The following is a 726-nucleotide window of genomic DNA, read 5'->3' as shown; positions in this document are numbered from 1 at the left end:
CGAAGAGTACAATATCAGCACCCGCACCATTTTAAACTGGAAAGCAAACCCAGACAGAAAGGTGCGTACTTCTTATACTTCTAAGATAGACTTGGAAAAACTACGCCAAGATGTTCTTGACTACCCTGATGCTTATCAAAGAGAGCGAGCCACCCGTTTTAATTGCACAGATAGGGCGATTGCCAAGGCATTAAAACGCCTAAAACTTACTCGTAAAAAAAGCGATTAAAGCATCCTAATGCCAATATTGAACTAAGACAACAGTTTGTCAAACAACTTGAACAATACAAACAAGACAATCGTCCCATTGTTTATCTTGATGAGAGTGGTTTTAGAGGTAACACCCATCGCCCTTATGCTTATGCTCATCAAAGTCAAAGATGTTATGGAACCTATAACTGGCAAGCCAAAAATCAAACCAACGCCATTGGGGCAATCTATAACAACAAGCTGTTTGCTGTGGGTTTGTATGAATGCAGTATTAACAGTCAAGTATTTTACTCTTGGGTAGAACAAGTGCTACTGCCAGAACTACCACCAAACAGTGTCATTGTGATGGACAATGCCACCTTCCATAAAAGACAAGACATACAAGAGTTGATACAAAAGCACAATCACACCATTCTTTGGCTACCGCCTTACTCACCTGATTTAAATCCCATTGAACAAGTTTGGAGTTGGATTAAAGGATTAAGACAAGATTGGAGGTTGGATTGTATTGATAAG

At 39.7% G+C, this 726-nt stretch carries 2 protein-coding genes; both read left to right on the top strand.

Annotated features, from left to right (window positions below):
- The coding region (locus B5J94_RS04075) for an IS630 transposase-related protein (protein WP_079363947.1) at nt 1-229 on the top strand (229 nt) is incomplete at its 5' end.
- A gap of 17 nt (nt 230-246) precedes the next feature.
- Nucleotides 247-726: IS630 family transposase (locus B5J94_RS04070; RefSeq protein ID WP_079363948.1), on the top strand; the 480-nt coding region annotated here is incomplete at its 3' end.

Source organism: Moraxella lacunata (assembly GCF_002027545.1).
Taxonomy (GTDB): Bacteria; Pseudomonadota; Gammaproteobacteria; order Pseudomonadales; family Moraxellaceae; genus Moraxella; species Moraxella lacunata.
This window is presented reverse-complemented; position numbering and strand designations above follow the sequence as displayed.